9 protein-coding genes are annotated in these 18,764 nt (G+C 62.2%); 8 read left to right on the forward strand and 1 reads right to left on the reverse strand.

Annotated features, from left to right (window positions below; all coding sequences use genetic code 11):
- Positions 1–60 precede the first annotated feature (60 nt).
- Together OQE62_RS04740 and OQE62_RS04745 are read left to right on the forward strand one after the other, a co-directional pair.
- Complete coding sequence (locus tag OQE62_RS04740) at positions 61–1,038, forward strand: aldo/keto reductase (protein WP_265720850.1); 978 nt, start codon at positions 61–63, stop codon at positions 1,036–1,038.
- 186 nt (positions 1,039–1,224) lie between these two features.
- Positions 1,225–2,925, forward strand: coding sequence for a glycoside hydrolase family 43 protein (locus OQE62_RS04745; RefSeq protein ID WP_265720851.1), 1,701 nt, complete (start codon positions 1,225–1,227; stop codon positions 2,923–2,925).
- Between the two features lie 82 nt (positions 2,926–3,007).
- Here OQE62_RS04745 and OQE62_RS04750 read toward each other — a convergent pair whose 3' ends face one another.
- Positions 3,008–3,745 (reverse strand): FadR/GntR family transcriptional regulator, encoded by a 738-nt coding sequence (locus OQE62_RS04750; protein WP_265720852.1) that lies wholly within the window; start codon positions 3,743–3,745, stop codon positions 3,008–3,010.
- 292 nt (positions 3,746–4,037) lie between these two features.
- On the opposite strand from OQE62_RS04750, the gene OQE62_RS04755 reads away from it, so the two are divergent.
- From OQE62_RS04755 to OQE62_RS04780, 6 genes are all read left to right on the forward strand, one after another.
- Positions 4,038–6,515: a glycoside hydrolase family 95 protein gene (locus OQE62_RS04755; RefSeq protein WP_265720853.1), complete on the forward strand. Its 2,478-nt coding sequence runs from the start codon at positions 4,038–4,040 to the stop codon at positions 6,513–6,515.
- 162 nt (positions 6,516–6,677) lie between these two features.
- Complete coding sequence (locus tag OQE62_RS04760) at positions 6,678–9,587, forward strand: TonB-dependent receptor (protein ID WP_265720854.1); 2,910 nt, start codon at positions 6,678–6,680, stop codon at positions 9,585–9,587.
- A 103-nt stretch (positions 9,588–9,690) separates the two neighbouring features.
- Positions 9,691–11,352 (forward strand): DUF5597 domain-containing protein, encoded by a 1,662-nt coding sequence (locus tag OQE62_RS04765; RefSeq protein ID WP_265720855.1) that lies wholly within the window; start codon positions 9,691–9,693, stop codon positions 11,350–11,352.
- A 177-nt stretch (positions 11,353–11,529) separates the two neighbouring features.
- The gene (locus tag OQE62_RS04770) at positions 11,530–14,445 is read left to right on the forward strand and encodes a TIM-barrel domain-containing protein (RefSeq protein WP_265720856.1); all 2,916 of its coding nucleotides are present in this window, start codon (positions 11,530–11,532) and stop codon (positions 14,443–14,445) included.
- A gap of 361 nt (positions 14,446–14,806) precedes the next feature.
- The gene (locus OQE62_RS04775; protein WP_265720857.1) at positions 14,807–16,309 is read left to right on the forward strand and encodes a tryptophan halogenase family protein; all 1,503 of its coding nucleotides are present in this window, start codon (positions 14,807–14,809) and stop codon (positions 16,307–16,309) included.
- A 235-nt stretch (positions 16,310–16,544) separates the two neighbouring features.
- On the forward strand, positions 16,545–18,764 hold the full coding sequence (locus tag OQE62_RS04780) for a WD40/YVTN/BNR-like repeat-containing protein (protein ID WP_265720858.1): 2,220 nt from the start codon (positions 16,545–16,547) through the stop codon (positions 18,762–18,764).

Here is an 18,764-nt window from a genome sequence, read left to right on the forward strand (position 1 = left end):
CCCCTCTCCCTAACCCTCTCCCGGGAGGAGAGGGAACTGCTTATTGATTGGAGGTAAAAAATGCAGACACGCAGACTCGGCAAAACCGGCTATCGGGTCAGTGAGATCGGCCTGGGCTGCTGGCAGCTGGGTGGCGACTTCGGGCCACTCGAAGGCGAACGGGCCGGGGCCATTCTGCAGGCCGCGGCGGATAACGGTATCAATTTCTGGGATACCGCCGATGTCTACGGCGGCGGCCTGAGCGAAGAGCGCATCGGCAACTTTGCACACAAACCGGAAAACCTGACAGTGGCCACCAAGCTGGGACGCTCGCCGGCCCTCTACCCGGACGGCTACAGCAAGGACGGCCTGCGCGAGAGCCTGCAGGCCTCTAGCGCGCGCCTGGGCGTGGAGACCATCGACCTGGCCCAGCTCCACTGTGTTCCCGCCGAGGTGATGCGAGACGGAACGATTTTCACCTGGCTAGAGGACCTCAGGGCCGAGGGGCTGATCCGCCACTACGGCGCCAGCGTGGAAACCATCGACGAAGCGCGGCTGTGCCTGCAGCATGACGGGCTCGCCAGCCTGCAGATCATCTTCAACCTGTTCCGCCAGGACGCCGCCAGCGGACTGCTGGACGAGGCGCGGTATAAGGATGTCGGCGTTATCGTGCGCCTGCCGCTGGCCTCGGGCCTGCTCTCGGGGAAATTCACCGCCGACACCCGGTTCGATCCCTCCGATCACCGTCACTTCAACCGCGACGGCGAGGCCTTCAACGTGGGCGAGACCTTCGGCGGCATTCCGTTTGAAAAAGGCGTGGAACTGGTGGAGGGCTTGCGCGGCCTGCTGCCCACAGACGCGGAAATGGCGCAGTGGGCGCTGCGCTGGATTCTGGATCACGAGGCCGTCTCCACGGTTATCGCCGGCGCCTCGCGGCCGCAGCAGATCGAAAGCAATATCCGCGCAGCGGAGCTGCCGTCACTGTCACCGGAACAACACCGAGCACTGGCAGATTACTACCACCAACAGGTAAAACCCAATATTCGCGGCGAGATCTAAACCGGGAAGAAAGTCTGGGGACTCGGAAAAAGTATCCACATTCCCCATAACCCGAAATCATAGCTCCCCTCTCCCACTGGGAGAGGGGGAAGGAACAGCCACCGAAGTGAAAAGCCAGGCCCCAAAATGCTGGACTTCGCTGCGCTCACTCCAATCTACGGCAAAGACAACAATGAGAAAATAACAATGTACAAAACCATCGCCACCGCCCTCGCCGCGGCACTATTGTTTTCCAACACTGCCGGCGCCGAACCGTCCCCCGGCTCCCACGCCACCTTCGACTGGTTCGAATACACAGGCCGCGACCCGGTCTTCGAAAAGCCCGTCGACAAAAACAGCTACCGCAATCCCATCCTGGCCGGCTACTACCCGGACCCGAGCGTGGTGCAGGTGGGCGGAGACTACTACCTGGTGAATTCCAGCTTTTCCTACTTCCCGGGCATCCCCATTTTTCACAGTCGCGACCTGGTCAACTGGACCCAGGTCGGCAATGTAATCGACCGCCCCTCACAGCTGGATTTCAAGAACCTCGGTATTTCCCGCGGCGTCTTCGCGCCGGCGATCAGCCATAACGACGGTACTTTCTACCTGGTCAGCACCTGCGTCGACTGCGGCGGCAATTTTGTCGTCACCGCAGAGGATCCCGCCGGCCCCTGGTCCGATCCGGTATGGCTGCCGGAGATGGGCGGCATCGATCCGTCGCTGTTTTTCGACAACGACGGCCGCGCCTATATCGTCAACAACGACGCCCCGGCCGGCGAGCCACTCTACGACGGCCACCGGGCGCTGTGGGTACAGGAGTTCGATGCAGAAAAGCTCGAATTGATCGGCCCGCGCAAAATGGTCGTCAACGGCGGGGTGGATATCGAGGAAAAACCGGTGTGGATCGAGGGGCCGCATTTATTCCGCCGCGACGGCCAACTCTACCTGATTGCCGCCGAGGGCGGCACTTCGGTCGAGCACTCACAGGTGGTTTTCAAGGGGGAATCGGTATTCGGTCCCTTCAAACCCTGGAACAGAAACCCCATCCTGACACAGCGCCACCTGGATCCGGCGCGCGACAACCCCATCACCTCCGTGGGCCACGCAGATTTTGTGCAGGACGGCGAGGGCAACTGGTGGGCGACTTTCCTCGGCGTGCGCCCCTACGAGGGCGACTTCTACAACACCGGCCGCGAAACCTTCCTGATGCCGGTGGAGTGGCGGGACGGCTGGCCGGTGATTACCGAAGGGAACGAAAAGGTGCCCTACAGCGGAAAGCGACCCGCACTGAAACCACAGCCAGAGCCGCCGATGCCAACCACCGGCAACTTCACCCTGCGCGATGATTTCGACAGCGAAAAGCTGGCTGACTACTGGCTGTCTCCGCGCCAGCCGCAAGGCGAGCCCCGATACAGCCTGGACAGCAATCCCGGCTCACTGACCCTGCGCGCCCACGGCGACGGGCTGGGGGATCGCGCACGGCCATCGTTTATCGCCCGGCGCCAGCAACACCTACGCGCCTCCGCCTCCACGGCCATGCACTATCGGCCAGCGCAGCCAGGCGACCGCGCCGGCATGGCGGCCTTCCAGAACGACGCACACTTCTACTTCTTCGGGCTGGAGAAAAACGGGGAAGGGAAAACACAACTGATTGTCGCCCGGCGCGCCGGCGCCGACCAGCCGGCGCGGGGAGAAGTCATTGCCTCCGCGCCGTTCGAGACAGAAGACAGAGAAGCTATAGAGTTGCGAATCGACGCCCGCGGCAATCGCTACGATTTCCGCTACCGCACCGGCGAGGGCTGGACACCGCTACTGCTGGATGCGGATGGCAAAGTACTCAGCACCCGCAGCGCCGGGGGATTCGTCGGCGCGGTGCTCGGGCTCCACATCTATCGGGAGAATTAAACCTTCCCGCGCCGCAAAAACCTCGCAGGGTGCGCCCTACTCCGCTTCTGCCGCAGACCGGATGCCGCGCAGCGGAATCGGGTCAGGCCGTGGCCGCATTCACCTCGATCTCGCGCCGGTCCAGCTCACCTTCTATCAGCGCCAGCGCCTCCGCCTGCATCGCCGCGGAGGCCGCGCGCGCGGCCAGGATCTCGCCCCGATCGATGGCATCGAACAGCTTCTTGTGGTTCGCGTAGCTGGCGGTCTCCACCCCCTTGATGCGGTTGGTAAAACGGATACTCACCCGCAGCGCCGTCTCGATAAAACTGCTGAGCTGGATATAAAAGGGGTTGTTGGTGGCGTTGAGAATATTGATATGGAACGCGATATCCGCTTCTACCGGATCGCGCAGGCCTTCCTCTGCCTCTTTCATCTGCTGTAGCGCCACACCGATCGCGGCGATTTTCACCCGGTCCCGATCCGTTGCCGCCAGTGCAGCCGCCTCCTTTTCGATCGCCATGCGCAACTGCAGGAATTCCCGCAGCATTTCCAGAGACGGACTGGCATTCAGGATCCAGCCCAGTACATCCGGGTCAAACAGGTTCCACTGCGCCCGCTGCTGCACACGGATCCCCTGGCGCGGGCGCGAGGTGATCAGCCCCTTCGCCGTCAACATCTTGATTGCCTCCCGGGTAGCGCTGCGACTGATGCCGTGTTCGTCACACAGGCTCGCCTCCGAAGGCAGTCCATCCCCCGGCTGGTAGCGGCCGCTGGCGATGGCAGCGCCCAGAACATGTACCAGCTGCTGGGTCAGGTTACGTCCACTCTGCTGTCTGTCCACAATTCAATCCCCTTCCATCGGCAAGCAAATAATATGACAAATAAATTGGCATCCGCCAAGCGTCGCGCCCGATTATGCCACTCTTCGGCAAACATTTATGCCTTTATATAAGCACTCACTCGGGCATTCTGGCGATCAATGGCAAGCCTCGTTGCGAGAGGCGCCACTCAATTAGCATATAATTGATATAAATATTGTAAACGTTTACACGCGATGATACCTTGATCGCAGATACGCTGGATAGCTGCCCCTGTAGGGGGGTGGCCACAAGAATAACGAGCGTGACACAGCGATGACCCGAACCGACAACCGAGCGGCCCTGTGCGCCGCGCCGCGCCACAACCTCGCCCGCCTGCTGCTATGGGCCGCAGTCTGCGCGCCCGCCATTGCCGTGGCGGAAACGCCGCTGACGCTCCACTTCGACAAACCGGCGCAGGACTGGGAAAAAGAGAGCCTGCCGATCGGCAACGGCGCCATGGGCGCCGCCGTGCAGGGCGGCATCGCCGTCGATCATTTGCAGTTCAACGAAAAGACCCTGTGGACCGGCGGCCCCGGATCGCAACAGGGTTACGATTTCGGCCTGCCGGAAAAACCCCGGACCCGCGCCCTCGCGCAAGTGCAGGAGACCCTGCGCGAAGAGGGCCGGCTGGCGCCGGAACAGGTGGCCGAAACACTCGGCCGCGAGATCACCGGCTACGGCAACTACCAGAGCTTCGGCACCCTGCAACTGGAGTTTCCCCGACTGGAACAGGTTTCCGGCTACCGCCGCGAACTCGATCTCGCCGACGCCACCGCACAAGTCAGCTATTCCGCCGACGGCATCCGCTACACCCGCGAATACCTGGCCAGCTACCCCGACGGCGTGATCGCCGTGCACCTCGATGCGGATAAAGAAGGCAGCATCACCTTCTCCGCCAAACTGGAGATCCCCGACAACCGCAGCGCCGATATCGCGGTTCGGGACGGACGCATCGCGGTCCGCGGCGCCCTCAAAGACAACGGACTCCAATACGAAACCCAACTACAGATTGTCACCGACGGCGGCCGCATCACCGCCGGTAAAAACGGCGGGCTCCGCATAACCGGCGCCGACAGCGCCAGCCTACTGCTGGCAGCCGGCACCGATTACGCGGCGGACTACCCCGAATATCGCGGCCGGAATCCCCACAAGGCGGTGCAGGCGCGCCTGGATAGCGCCACCGAAAAAGGCTATGCAGCCCTGCGCGCAGACCATACCGCCGACTACCAATCCCTTTTCAATCGTGTTGACCTGAACCTTGGGCGCGCCGAGCTCGGGGCCCCCCGCCGCCAGCTCCGCAACGGGCCGCAGGCCCGCCGAAAAAATCCCCCCATCGACCAGTGGCTGGAAAATTACGGCACCGGCAACCAAACCGCCGACCGCGCCCTGGAAGCCCTCTACTTCCAGTTTGGCCGCTACCTCCTGATTGCCAGTTCCCGCGCCGGCTCCCTGCCCGCCAACCTGCAGGGCGTCTGGAACAACTCCGCCACGCCGCCGTGGAACGCCGACTACCACGCCAATATCAATCTGCAGATGAACTACTGGCCGGCGGAAGTCACCAACCTGTCGGAAACCACCGCGCCGCTGTTCGACTTCGTCGAGAGCCTGCAGCAACCCGGCTCGGTGGCCGCGCAGAGACTCCTCGGCAGCCGCGGCTGGACCCTGTTCCTGAACACCAACATCTGGGGCTTCTCCGGCGTCATCGACTGGCCCACCGCCTTCTGGCAGCCGGAGGCCGGCGCCTGGCTGGCGGACCATTTCTACCAGCACTACCGCTTCAACAACGACGAACAGTTCCTGCGCGAACGGGCCTACCCGGTCATGAAAGGCGCCGCACAACTGTGGCTGGACGCACTGGTAAAAGACCCGCGCGACGGCCAACTGGCAGTCTCCCCCAGCTATTCCCCGGAACACGGCGATTTCACCATGGGCGCCGCCATGTCCCAACAGCTGGTTTCGCAACTGCTGCGCAACACCCGCGACGCCGCCAGCCTGCTGGGCGACACCGCCTTCGTAGCCGAACTGAACCGCACCCTGGAAAACCTCGACCCGGGCCTGCGCATCGGCCGCTGGGGCCAGTTGCAGGAATGGAAAGCGGATCTGGACGAGCCGGAAAGCCGGCACCGCCACGTATCCCAACTCTACGCCCTCTTCCCCGACGACCGCATAGATGCACAGACACCGGACCTGCTGGACGCCGCACGCACCTCCCTGAAAGCCCGCGGCGATGCCGGTACCGGCTGGAGCCGCGCCTGGAAAATCGCCCTCTGGGCGCGCCTGCGCAACGGCGACCGCGCCCACCGGATTCTCGCCGCGCAACTCAAGGACAGCACCCTGCCCAACCTCTGGAGCACCCATCCGCCCTTCCAGATAGACGGCAACTTCGGCGCGACGGCCGGCGTGGCGGAAATGCTGCTGCAGTCCCACGGCAAAGATATCCAGCTGCTGCCGGCCGTGCCGGAAGCGTGGGCCAGCGGCTCGGTCACCGGCCTGCGCGCCCGCGGCGATATCACCATCGATATGCAGTGGCGGGAGCGTGAACTGCAGCAGGCGGAAATCGAGAGCGGCCGCTCGGGAGAATTGCGCCTGCAGCTGCCTTCAGAAAACGAATACACATTGCGCCGAATCGGCGACAACAAAATTCTCAACCTGCGCCAGGAAAGCACAACAAGAATCTTCAGCGCACAGGCGGGAGAACGCTATCTCCTCGAGGCCGATGATCCTAATGAATCGCCGGTCACGCGGAAATAGCGACAACAGCGGTAAGAAAAAGTCTTTGGGGTAAATTGATCAATCAATGATGGGAGAAGAAGAATGACCTATAAAAACAATCAGTCATTTTCAAGAAAAATACTGCCGTACTGCATTCATCGAGCCGCCGGTGCTGTCCGGCTGGCATCCGGGATTTCGCTGATGGCCGCAGGCGCGCTGGCAACCGCCCAGGACGCCGCCACAGAAAAAGAGAACGAGCTTGACGCAACCCTGCTCGAAGAAGTGGTGGTGACCGGTCAGCGGGCCAGCATCCTGTCCGCGCAGGACATCAAGCGCGACGCCAGCCAGGTTGTCGATTCCATCGTTGCCTCGGATATCGGCAAGCTGCCGGACCGCAGTATTACTCAGGCCCTGCAGCGGGTCCCCGGTGTCACGGTTACCCGCTACGACAATATGAGCGATCCGGAACACTTCGCCGGCGAGGGCTCGGGCGTGGCCGTGCGCGGCCTGAGCCAGGTGCGCAGCGAACTCAACGGTCGCGATGTCTTCTCCGCGAACGGCGGCCGCAGCCTCAGTTTTGACGATGTACCCGCCGAACTGATGGCCGGCGTCGACACCTACAAGAGCCCCACAGCGGACATGATCGAGGGCGGTCTCGGCGGTGTCGTCAACCTGCGCACCCGCATGCCGTTCGACAGCGATGGGCAACTGTTCAGTGCTACCGTCAAGGGCAACTACGGCGATCAGATCGAAGAGACCAACGGCGAATATTCAGCGCTGTTCAGCGACCGCTGGGAAACCGGCCTGGGTGAACTCGGCGTACTCGTCAACCTGTCCACTTCGGACCTCTCCAGCCGCGCCGACAATATCTACACTCGTGCATACCACCCCCGCGACAATATCGAGGAAGACCAGACCGTCTGGGTACCGCGCGGATCCGACTGGCGCCGCAATGACTACCAGCGCGAGCGCGACGGCCAGTACCTCGCCCTGCAGTGGGCTCCCAGTGAAGAGCTCGAGCTCTACGCCACCGCTTTCCGTTCGAAGCATGAGCAGTACTGGGACGAAGCGGCGTTCTTCGTCGATGCTTTCGATTCCAATAGCCTGCTCAAGCGCGACGACTGGGTTTACGACGACCAAGGGGCCCTGGTTTCCGGCACACTGGCCGCAAAAATCTCCGACTTGCACGAAGACGTCGACGGAGATCCGGCAAACGGGGCGGAAACCAAGGTCGACGAACTCTGGGGCATGCCCTTCGGCACCAGCACCCGCTATTCCAAAAACACCGCCGAGACCAGGGATTTCGCCCTGGGCATGGAGTGGCAGGCCACGGAACGCCTGGCAGTAAAGGCCGACCTGCAGCGTGTCGAGTCCACCTCGACGACAGAGGACTATACGCTCGGACTGGTGGCCTTCCCCGAGGCCATTGAAGTGGGCAATCTGAACGGCACGCCCTCCGTCTCCGTCGGCGAGGATTTCCTCTCGGACCCGACAAACTACAGCTACGGCCAGATCCAGTCGCTTCCCTCCGACAACGAAGGCGAATCCACCGCCGCTCGCCTGGACCTGGAGTACGAATTTGAAAACAACCTCGTGCGTTCCGTCCAGGCCGGCGCCCGCTACAGCGACAAATCCGCCACCAACCGGGAAGGCGCCAGTTGGGCGGCCCGATACCAACCCTGGAACGCGGCCGGCGGAAATTATCCCTTCCCGGATGTCGCGGACGGCGACCTGACGCCCGTTTCCTACGGCAGCTTCCAGCGCGGTGATGCGAACGTACCTTCATCGGCCTTCCTGTTGGACCCGGCACTGCTCGACGACTTCAGAGCCAGTACCGATCGCATCGTGGCCAACTCCCCCGGCGGCTGCTGCGGGCTCGACTGGAACAATGCGCTCAACCTGACCGATAACCCCGGCAATATCAACGAGCAGGAAGAGAGCACCCAGGCGCTCTACACACGGGTCAACTTCGCCCTCGACGACCTGCCCATGCCGATAGACGGCAACCTGGGGCTCCGCTACGTACGCACCGAGAATGTGGCCGACGGCGATTTCACGATCGAGAACTGGTCAGTGGATGTGGGCTCCGAGGAAGCGGGCAACCTGCAGACCATCAACCTTCTGCCGGCGGCAAGCTCGGACCTCAAGGCAGAGAATGACTATGACCATCTGCTCCCGAGCCTGAACCTGCGCCTGCATGCATCGGACAATCTGGTGTTCCGCTTCGCCGCCTCGAAAGCCATCTGGCGACCGGAGTTCTGGCAACTGAAATCGCAGTTAACCCTGTCGGGCGGACTCAAGGAAGGTGAGGAACTTCCCACCGATCCCTCCGAGGTCACCCTGGAAAACCTCCAGAACCTGGGTAAAACCCAGTTCAACCTGAGCACGGATGAAACCAACCCTTACCTGGAACCAATGGAGGCCGACCAGTACGACCTGTCCGCCGAGTGGTACTTCGACGATAACGGCGGCATGGCTCACCTGAGCCTGTTCCGTAAGGATATCTCCGAGTACTTCACCACAGGAGTGGAAAATACCACTGTCGAAGGGTTCGACGTAGTCAGCACATGGGTCGGTAACGAGGGCACCGCCGAGATACAAGGCGCCGAAGTAGGCTTTACCAAGTTCTTCGACTTCCTTCCCGAACCCTGGGACGGTTTCGGCGTACAGGCCAACTACACCTATGTCGACAGCAACCTGGAGGGCCCGGAAGCTACCAATACCGATGCATCCGGATACGGTGACCTGCCCGCCGAAGGTATCTCCAAGAATGCCTACAACCTGGTGGGCATGTACGAGAAGTACGGTTTCTATACCCGCCTGGCCTGGAACTGGCGCAGCGAATACCTTGTCGCGGTGGGCCCCACCGGCTGGAATGGCACTACCAACGATATCAACTGGCAATTGCCGATCTACAACGACGACTACGGCCAACTGGATCTGTCCATGGGCTACAACGTCACCGACAATATCTCAGTCAACTTTGAGGCTTCCAACCTCACCAAGGAAGAAACCGTCGGCCTGATGGACCAGGGCGAAATCGGCAAGCGTCACGCGTACACCTACTCCCAGGATGTGCGCTACGCAGCCAGTGTGCGGGTAACTTTCTGACCCTCGTCAATGACCGCTTGAAGGGGCTCACAAGGGCCCCCTTTTTCTCAAGACTTATTATCAATTACTAATGAAAACAGATACCAGAAAATTCATTTCGTGTTTGGCCGGACTATTTTTCGCCGTTTCCCTGAACCCGGCAAGCGCCGCCGAACCCATTCCGGAAATCGTGGAGCGCAACGGCCGCTACACCCTGATGGTGGACAATGCCCCCTACCTGATTCTCGCCGCACAGACCAACAACTCCGCCAACTACCCGGCGGCACTGCCGGATGTCTGGCCGGTGGTGGAAAAGATGCAGGCCAACACCCTGGTGATTCCCGTCGCCTGGGAGCAGGTGGAGCCCGAAGAGGGCGAGTTCGATTTTTCCTTTGTCGACACCCTGATCGAACAGGCCCGCGAAAAGCAGGTGCGGCTGGTGCTGCTGTGGTTCGCCACCTGGAAGAACAATGCCCCCCACTATGCGCCCTCCTGGGTCAAGCTGGACAACCAGCGTTTCCCGCGCGTAAAGACCGAAGATGGCGAAACCCTGAACTCCCTGTCGCCCCACTACCGCAGCACCCTGGAGGCGGATAAGCGGGCCTTTGTACAGCTGATGCGGCACCTGAAAGAAGTGGACGAGGAGCGCACCGTGATCACCGTGCAGGTGCAGAATGAAGTGGGCACCTACGGTTCCGCGCGGGATTATTCCGAAAAAGCCGAGAAAATTTTCCGACAACCGGTACCGGAAAAACTGCTGACAGATGTGAACAAAGAAGCCGGCAGCTGGCGCAAAGTGTTCGGCGAGGACGCCGACGAATTTTTCCATGCCTGGCATATCGGCCGCTATGTGGATGAAATCACCGCGGCGGGCAAGGCCGAATATCCGCTGCCGATGTACGTGAATGTGGCGCTGCGTAACCCGTTCAATCCGGGCGAGCCGGGCCAATACTCCAGCGGCGGCGCTACCGACAATGTCATTCATATCTGGAAATCCGCCGCGCCGCATATCGACATGATTTCCCCGGATATCTATTTCCGCGATCACAAGACCGCCACCCGCGTGATGGAACTCTATGCGCGCGAAGACAACCCGCTGTATATCGCCGAGATCGGCAACGACCAGCCCTATGTGCGCTACATCTTCGACGCCATGGGCCACGGCGCCCTGGGCTTCGCGCCCTTCGGTATGGACGACACCAAATACTCCAACTACCCGCTGGGCGCCGAGAGAATGGACGAGAAAGTCATCGAGCCGTTCGCAGAACTCTATCGGGTGTTCGGCCCCATGGGTTCCGAGTGGGCCGATATCAGCCTGAACCACCGCACCTGGGGTTTTTCCGAGCCGGTGGACACCTACAAGGCGGATGGCGAGCTGTGGAATGCCAAGGGCAGCGACGGCGAAGAGAAGCCGGAAAAGGACCCGGAGGACTATACCCAGCGGCAGAACCTGGGTGACTGGACCGCGGAAGTCACCTACGGCCGCCCCGCCTTCTGGATAGACCCGCCCCAGGGCAACAACCCGGCTTCCGGCGGCGCGGTTATTGCGGAGCTGGGTGAGGACGAATACCTGGTGGTGGGCCACCGCGCGCGGGTCAGTTTCTCTCCCAGTGAAGAACTGGACGGCGAAAAGTATCTGTTCGAGCGCGTCGAGGAAGGCCATTTCGAAGATGGCGAATGGGTCTTCGAGCGTGTCTGGAACGGGGACCAGACGGACTGGGGGCTGAATTTTATTGAGCAGCCGCATGTTTTGAAGGTGAAGCTGGCCACTTACAAGACCAATTGATTTACGGGGCTGTTTGACCGCCCCTCTCCCTAACCCTCTCCCGGGGGGAGAGGGGACTGGTTCCCGGTGGCCCCGAAAGTTCAACGACATAGCTCCCCTCTCCCGCCGGGAGAGGGGCCGGGGGAGAGGGCGGCCGAAGCCCTCTCCAAGACTTATAAAAAAGACAGGTACCAAAACATGAACAAACACAGAACCTTCACCCCCCCACTGCTGGCAATCGCCCTTTTCCCCTGGCTCTATGCCTGCGACGGCAGCCAGGAACAGAACACCGAGGCCGCGGCGGCCCCCAACTGGCAGCAGACCGCCCACGGCGCCGTCGTCTCCCTGAACGAGGGCGACTTCAAAAAAGTCCGCCTGCAGGTCATCGACGAGGAGATCATCCGCGTTACCGCCACGCCGCAGCAGGGCTTCACGAATCTGCCGGAACCCATGATGGTGACCGCCGAGCCGCGGCAGACCGCCTTCTCCGTTACCGAAGTGGACGGCGAGCTGGTAGTAAAAACCGACGAAGTCTCCGCCGAGGTGGATCTGCAAAGCGGTGCCGTGGAATTCAAGAACGCCGCCGGCGAGACACTGCTGTCGGAAGCCGGCCGCAGCCTGGGACCGGTCAGCCGCGATCCGGGTAAGGTGGACGCGGACTCCTTCTCCCTGCGCCAACAGTTCGATCACCTGCCGGACGAGGCCTTCTACGGCCTGGGCCAGCAGCAGGACGGCGATGTCAATTACGCCGGCGAGAATGTCGAGCTCACCACCTACAATATGGAAATCGCCATTCCCTACCTGGTTTCCAGCCGCAACTACGGTCTGCTGTGGAACAACGCCGGTATCAGCCGCCTGGGCGATCCGCTGCCGCCCCAGCCGCTGCCGGAAGGCTTCAAGCTCTTCGATGCCAACGGCGAGCCCGGCGGGCTGACCGCGCGCTACTACGACGGCGACGAGCTCAAGCTCGAGCGCTCCGAAGCGGACCTCAACTACCAGTTCCTGTCCCACGGCAGCGTGCGCGAAGTTCCACTGCCGGAAGAAGTGGCGGACGCGGAAAACCTGCGTATCGAGTGGACCGGCAGCATCCAGCCCACGGAAAGCGGCGAGCACGAACTGAAGATGTATTCCAGTGGTTACGCCAACCTGGCCTTGAATGGTGATGAACTGCTGAACCGCTGGCGCATGAACTGGAATCCCTGGTACCACAATGCGGAAATGGAACTCCAGGCCGGCGAGAAATACCAGCTGGATCTCGACTGGCAGCCCCAGGGCGGCTATATGCGTCTTCTACAACACGGCCCGCGGCCACAGGAAGAACAGCAGCAACTCTCCTTCGCGGCCGATACCGGCAAGGCGGTGGACTACTACTTTGTTGCCGGCGAGGACAAAGACGAGGTTGTCTCCGGCTACCGCGAGCTGACCGGCAAGGCCACCATGCTGCCCAAGTGGGCCTTCGGTTTCTGGCAGAGCCGCGAGCGCTACAAGTCCCAGGACGAACTGCTGGGCGCGCTGGAGGAGTACCGGGATCTGGAAATCCCCATCGACAATATCGTACTGGACTGGTCCTACTGGCCGGCCGACGCCTGGGGCAGCCACGATTTCGACAGCGAGTTTTTCCCCGAGCCCAAAGCCATGGTGGACCGCGTGCACGAGCTGGACGCCAACATCATGATTTCCGTGTGGCCCAAGTTCTACCCCACCACGGAAAACTACAAGCAGCTCAATGCCGAGGGCTGTATGTTCAACAAAAACATCGAAGAGAATAACCTCGACTGGATCGGCCCCGGCTATCTCAATACGTTTTACGATGCCTACGATCCCGAGTGTCGCGAACTCTACTGGAGCCAGATGCGGGACAAGCTGAATACCCTCGGCTTCGACGCCTGGTGGCTGGACGCGGTGGAGCCGGATATCCACTCCAACCTCAGCTTTGCCCACCGCAAGGACCTGATCAGCCCCAACAACCTGGGCACCGGCGCGGAGATGTTCAACGCCTATGCCCTGCCCCATGCAGAAACGGTTTACGAAGGGGAGCGCGAAACCGATGGCCACAAGCGCAGCTTTATTCTCACCCGCTCCGGCTTCGGTGGTATCCAGCGCACCGGCTCCGCCATCTGGAGCGGCGATGTGGTCTCCCGCTGGTCCAACCTAGAGGAACAGATCGCTGCGGGTATCGGCGTGGGTATGGCGGGCGTGCCCTACTGGACCTTCGATATCGGCGGTTTCACACCGGAGGATCGCTACCGCTACAACGGCGATGTGGTGGTGGGCAATTTCAATGAAATGCCCGAGAGCGAACAGCAAGAGTGGCAGGAGCTGAACCTGCGCTGGTTCCAGTTCGGCGCCTTCACGCCGCTGTTCCGCTCCCACGGCCAGAACCCCTATCGGGAGATCTTCAATCTCGCCGACGAGGGCAGCGAGACCTACGACAGCATGGTCTGGTACACCAAACTGCGCTATCGCCTGATGCCCTATATCTACACCCTGGCCGGCGATGCCTATCACAAGGATGGCACCATGATGCGCGGCCTGGCGATGGATTTCGGCGACGACCCGAAAGTGCGCGACATCAACACCCAGTACCTGTTCGGCCCGTCGCTGCTGGTAAACCCCATCTCCGAGTTCGGCGCCCGCTCGCGCGACCTCTACCTGCCCGAGGGCAGTGACTGGTACGACTTCCACAGCGGCGAGAAATACAGCGGCGGCCAGCAAATCGAAGCGGATGCGCCCTATGATCGCATGCCGCTGTTCGTCAAGGCCGGCAGCATCCTGCCCACCGGCCCGGAAATCCAGCACACCGGCGAAAGCCTGAACGCACCGCTGACCATCAACGTCTTCACCGGCGCCGACGGCAGCTTCGAGATCTACGAGGACGACGGCAGCAGCTACGGCTACGAAAACGGAGAATGGTCACGCATTCCGCTGAGCTACAACGAGGCCAGCGGCGAACTGACCATCGGCGAACGCATCGGCGACTTCCCGGGCATGGCGGAAAGCCGCCAGATCCAGGTGCGCTGGATCGAGGAGGGCAACAAACTGTCCGACTTCGACGCGCCGGCTGCGACAACCGTGGAATACAGCGGTGATCTGCTCACCCTGAAGCGCGGATAAGGACCCAGCGGCCCAATGCTCCCTCGCCCTCCCCGCAAGTGAACGAAGGGAGCGGTTCCCCCTCTCCCACCGCGACAAATTTGCGGGGGCCGAAGGCGCCGTGAATACCTGGAGCGGCCGGAACCAGATTTGGACGCCGAAGGCGCCCGACAGGGTGGTCGCCAGGAATGGCGACCATCAGTGGGGCCGGGGGAGAGGGCCGCTGACGCCGGCACAGAACAAGAAAAGGCAGGCCATGAAACACTGCTGTTACGCGACCATCCCGACCACCCTTTGCCTCCGGAAAAGCGCCGCTGGCTTCCAGCGAAAAGCTGCAGATTTCCATGGCCACCAACGGCGGCTTTGTCATGGTGAATGACTGATGGCGACGAAAAGAATCGAGAAGATCACCATCGTCGGCGGCGGCACCGCCGGCTGGATGGCGGCGGCGACGCTCTCAAAGCACTACCGCGAACAACCTCTGAAGATTCAGCTGGTGGAATCGGAGCAGATAGGCACCGTGGGCGTGGGTGAGGCGACGGTACCGGGCATCATCCGCCTCAACCAGTATCTGGGTATCAACGAGCGCGACTTTATCGCCGCCACCGGCGCCACCTTCAAACTGGGGATCGAGTTTTCCGGCTGGCGCAAAACCGGCGAACATTTCTTTCACCCGTTTGCGGATTTCGGCGCGCCCATCAGTAACCTGCCATTTTTCCCCTGCTGGCTGAAACTGCAGCGCGAAGGTCGGGCGGCACCACTGCAGGAATACTGCCTGTCCGCCGCCATGGCCAGGGCCAACCGCTTCGCTCAGCCGGACGACAGGGCCACCACGCCACTGGCGCTCTACAGCTACGCCTACCACTTCGATGCCGGCCGCTACGCGCGCTTTTTGCGCGACTACGCCGAGGCGCGCGGGGTCGAGCGTATCGAGGGCAAGGTCGTGGACCTGCGCCAGAACCCCGACAGCGGCGATATCGAGACACTCTACCTGGAAAGCGGAAGCACACTCGACGGCGACCTGTTTATCGACTGCTCCGGCTTCCGCGGCCTGCTGATCGAAGAGGCGCTGAAGACCGGTTACGAGGACTGGCGCCACTGGCTGCCGGTGGACACGGCACTGGCGGTACAGAGCGAGCGCGACTCCACGCCCCCTCCCTACACGCGCGCCAGCGCCACCGCGGCCGGCTGGCGCTGGCGGATTCCGCTGCAGCACCGCAGCGGCAACGGCCATGTCTTTTCCAGTGCCCATATGAAACTGGAACAGGCCGGCGAAGACCTGCTGCGCAACCTGGATGGCCCGGCCCTGGCCGAACCACGGCCCATCCGCTTTACCGCCGGTATGCGCAAAAAATTCTGGCACAAAAACTGTGTGGCCCTGGGGTTGGCCTCGGGTTTTATCGAACCATTGGAGAGCACCAGCATTTCCCTGATCCAGACCGGTATCGAAAAACTGCTGCAGTTTCTGCCGGACCTGGTGCCCGAGCCGACAAAGATTCGCGAGGCCAACCGCCTCAACCGGGAAGAATACGAACGCCTGCGGGATTTTATCATCCTGCACTACAAGCTGAACGGCCGCGACGACAGCGATTTCTGGCGCGAGATGCGGGCCATGCCGGTACCGGACAGCCTGCAGGCAAAGCTGGAGACCTTCCGCGAGGACGGGCGCATGCTGATGTACGAGCAGGAGTCCTTCAGCGAGGCCAGCTGGATCGCCATCTACAACGGCCTGGGTTACCGGCCGCAGCGCTATCTGGCAGAGGTAGACAAGCTGGACACTGAACAACTGGCGCAGGTGTTTGAAAAAATGCGCCGCGCCGTGGCGGCGGGTGCGGAAAGCGCGCCCACGCACGGGGAGTTCCTCGCCCAACTGATTCCGGACTAGAAACTGGACAGCTCCCCCCTTGGGAACGCCGAGCTCCAGCTCGGCTGGTGGGCCGTAGGCCCACGGCCTCGGAAAACGACGGCGAGAGAGAGCAAAACCGGTGGCTGCGGCCGGCCCCCTCTCCCCCGGCCCTCTCCCGCAAGCGGGAGAGGGGAGAGCGGGCCTGCGGCCCGCAAGCCGAGCTGGAGCTCGGCGCACCCGGGGGCACACGAAAGAAAAGAATAGTAGATAAGAGATGTTAAAAAGACTGATTACCACAACCCTGCTTCTTGTTACCGCTAGCGGCGTCGCTGCCGGCAACGATTACCACTGGCGCAATATCACCGTCGGCGCCGGCGGCTTCGCACCCAATATTGTTTTCAGCGAGGCGGAGGAAAACCTCGCCTACCTGCGCACAGATATGGGCGGCGCCTATCGCTGGGACGAAATTCGCCAGCGCTGGATACCGCTGCAGGACGGTATGGCGGAATCCAGCTATTTCGGTATCGAAAGTATCGCCGCGGATCCGGAAGATGCGGACGTGGTGCATATGGCCGCGGGCATGTACAAGCACTATCCGGCGGCCATGCTGCGCTCCTTCGACCGCGGCAGCACCTGGGAAGTGACACCGGTGCCCTTCGCCATGGGCGGCAACGAGGACGGTCGCGGGCTGGGGGAGCGGCTGGCCGTTGATCCGCAGGATACCGATCACCTGCTGTTCGGCTCCCGCTTCGACGGTCTCTGGCGCAGCCGCGACCGCGGCGCCAGTTGGCAGAAGCTGCAGAGCTTTCCCCACCCGGGGTTGGGCAAACCCCAGGAGCGCTGGAGCAGCCGTGGCGGTGTGAGTTTTGTACTGTTCAATAGCGACCGTATTTTTGCCGGCGTGGCCGACAGGCGGGCCGCGGGGCTTTACCGCTCCGACGACGGCGGCGAAAGCTGGGAAAAAATCTCCGGCGGCCCGCATGAGTTGCTGCCGGTGCAGGCCGCCGCAGCCGGCGACAACCTGTACATCACCTACAGCGACGATATCGGCCCCAATGGTATTGAGAGCGGCGCCGTCTACAGACTGGATCTGGAAATCGACGAGTGGAGCAATATCACCCCGCCGCCGGCAAAAGCCGAAGGCGGATTTATGGGCCTCAGCGTCAGTGAACAGAACCCGGAAACCGTCGCCGTGGCCACTATCGACCGCTGGCGGCCGCGGGACAATATTTTTGTCAGCCACGACGGCGGCGACAACTGGCGCGCACTGGAATCCCGAAGCCGGCGCGATGTGAGCGCCACGCCCTATCTCTACTGGGGCGAGGAGGAATCCGACTTCGGCTGGTGGATCGCGGGCCTCGCCTTCGATCCCTTCGATGAAAACACACTGGTCTATACCACCGGGGCCACCGTCTACCGCACGGACAAACTGCCCGGGGAAAAGCTGCTCTGGCAGCCCTGGGTCAAAGGGATCGAGCAGACCGCGGTGATTGCATTGACCAGCCTGCCGCAGGGCCCGGAACTGCTGTCCGGCTTCGGCGATATCAGCGGCTTCGTGCACGAAGACTTCGATCGCTCGCCGCGGACCATGCTCACCGGTCCGGTATTCGCCAATACCAACCAGATCGACTATGCCGGCGCCGCGCCCCATATCGTCCTGCGCAGCGGCACGCCGCCGCACCGGGCCGAGGGGCCGGTGCCGACGCTGGCCTGGTCCGACAACCACGGCCGCCAGTGGCACCCTTTGACGGTGCCGCCGCTGAAAATGGACGGAGAATCCCGGCGTTTCGACCTCAGTGGCGACAACGCCATCACCGTCTCCGCCGACGGCGAGACTTTCGTTTTCATGGCGCCGATTCCACAGCGCAGCGGGGATCGCGGCGAAAACTGGCGGTCCGTCAAAGACCTGCCCGAAGGACTGCGCCCGGTGGCCGACCGGGTCGACGGCGAACGCTTCTACGCGCTGGATTTTGCCAGCGGTGAAATCTATGCAAGCAATGACGCCGCCAGGACTTTTGCCCCGCTCAATTCTCGAGGACTACCGAAGGGACTAAAAGCCCCGCGCGATCGCGAACAGGCCTGGCCGCTGCTGGCCACACCGGGGCGCAGTGGCGAGCTGTGGCTGGTATCGGAAAAGGGACTGTTCCACTCCACCGACGGCGGGCACAGTTTCCGGCGCCTGCAGGGCGATATCGCAGTGGAGGAAATGGCCTTCGGCAGGGCCGCCCCCGGCCGCGACCACCCGGCGCTCTTTGCCATCGGCACACGCGGCGACCTGCGGGCCATCTGGCGCTCGGACAACGCCGGGAAAAGTTGGCAGCGCGTCAACGGCGCCGACAGCGAATACGGCCGTCGCTACCGCACCATCGCCGGCGACCCGCGCCACTTCGGCCGCGTCTATGTGGGCACAGACGGCCGCGGCATCGTTGTGGGCGAGCCGACCGGGGCAATGCGGATTTCCCGCAAAGAACAATCGGAAACAGGCAACGAATAA

This window comes from Microbulbifer halophilus (assembly GCF_026183675.1).
In the GTDB taxonomy this organism is placed as follows: domain Bacteria; phylum Pseudomonadota; class Gammaproteobacteria; order Pseudomonadales; family Cellvibrionaceae; genus Microbulbifer; species Microbulbifer halophilus.